The organism is Streptomyces sparsus (assembly GCF_054776295.1).
In genome coordinates, this window is record NZ_BAAHCA010001089.1 from 1 (window position 1) to 1,475 (window position 1,475).

Sequence of the window (1,475 nt, forward strand, 5' to 3'; positions counted from 1 at the left end):
CACACGGGCGCGCGGCCGGACGGGCGCCCGGGCCGGGACCGGCTGGGGTGTCCCGGCTAGGAGGTCAGAGCTCCGGGCCCTGGCCGGGCTCCTCCTGGTAGGAGTAGCGCTGCTCCTGCCAGGGGTCACCGACGTTGTGGTAGCCGCGCTCCTCCCAGAAGCCCCGCCGGTCGGCGGTCATGTACTCCACGCCCCGGACCCATTTGGGGCCCTTCCAGGCGTACAGGTGCGGCACCACCAGGCGCACCGGGAACCCGTGCTCGGCGGTGAGCAGCTCACCCGACCGGTGGGTGGCGAAGAGCGCGTCCGGGCGGTCGAAGTCGGCCAGCCGCAGGTTCGAGCTGAAACCGTACTCGGCCCAGACCATGACGTGCGTCGCCTCGGGCGCCGGCGGCGCCAGCTCCAGCACGGTTCGGGCCGGCACGCCGCCCCACTCCACACCGCGCATGCTGAACTTGGTCACGCAGTGCAGGTCGGCGGTGACCGTCTCGTACGGCAGCGCGCTGAACTGCTCGTGGTTCCAGCAGTGCTTGTCGCCGTCCGCGGTCGCGCCGAAGACCCGGAACTCCCAGCGGTCGGGCTTGAACTTGGGTACCGGACCGTAGTGGGTGACCGGCCAGCCCCGCTGGGGTCGCTGTCCTGGCGGAAGAACGTCCTGCTCCCCTTCGCGGCTTCCCGGCTGACCCATACGTCCATGGTGACAGACCGGTACGGGTGCTCCCGACCGGCCGCCGGGAGGCCGCCCGGACGCGCCGGGAATCAGGGCAATTTCGGTAAGCCTGCACTTACTGGACGTGATCGCCGGGGGAGTGCAAGGATTTGGCGCACTACCCCACGTTCACCGTCGGGCACATGAGCTGCCCGAACCGCTTGGAAGGAGACCGCCGCGATGCAGGGCGATCCCGAGGTTCTCGAATTCCTCAACGAGCAGCTGACCGCCGAGCTGACCGCGATCAACCAGTACTTCCTGCACGCGAAGATGCAGGAGAACTTCGGCTGGACGAAGCTCGCGAAGTACACCCGCTCCGAGTCGTTCGACGAGATGAAGCACGCCGAGGTGCTGACCGACCGCATCCTCTTCCTGGACGGGCTGCCGAACTACCAGCGGCTGTTCCACGTCCGGGTCGGCCAGACGGTCACCGAGATGTTCGAGGCCGACCGCATGATCGAGGTGGAGGCCATCGACCGGCTCAAGCGGGGCATCGAGGTGATGCGGGCGAAGAACGACATCACCTCGGCGAACATCTTCGAGGAGATCCTGGCCGACGAGGAGCACCACATCGACTACCTGGACACCCAGCTCGAACTGGTGGAGAAGCTCGGCGAGTCGCTGTACATCGCCCAGCTGATCGAGCAGCCGAGCAGCTGACGCCCCGGGCCGACCGGCGGCGCAGGCCCCGGCGCGACCGGAGGCCGCGCGACGGAGGCCGGGTGGCTCAGGCCGCCTCGGAGACGGTGACCGCTTCCGGGACCCC

2 protein-coding genes are annotated in these 1,475 nt (G+C 69.0%); one reads left to right on the plus strand and one right to left on the minus strand.

The features are described 5' to 3' along the window. Positions 1-64: 64 nt before the first annotated feature. A complete protein-coding gene (locus ACYVE9_RS26520; RefSeq protein ID WP_461030434.1) occupies positions 65-688 on the minus strand; it encodes a sulfite oxidase-like oxidoreductase in 624 nt (207 codons plus the stop codon). 201 nt (positions 689-889) lie between these two features. On the opposite strand from ACYVE9_RS26520, the gene bfr reads away from it, so the two are divergent. Beyond that, a complete protein-coding gene (gene bfr / locus ACYVE9_RS26525; RefSeq protein ID WP_461030435.1) occupies positions 890-1,369 on the plus strand; it encodes a bacterioferritin in 480 nt (159 codons plus the stop codon). Positions 1,370-1,475: the final 106 nt, after the last annotated feature.

Excerpts from the sequence above, each read along its gene's own strand:
- bfr (WP_461030435.1), top strand. The coding sequence starts at position 890 with ATGCAGGGCGATCCCGAGGTTCTCGAATTCCTCAACGAGCAGCTGACC.
- ACYVE9_RS26520 (WP_461030434.1), bottom strand. The coding sequence starts at position 688 with ATGGGTCAGCCGGGAAGCCGCGAAGGGGAGCAGGACGTTCTTCCGCCA.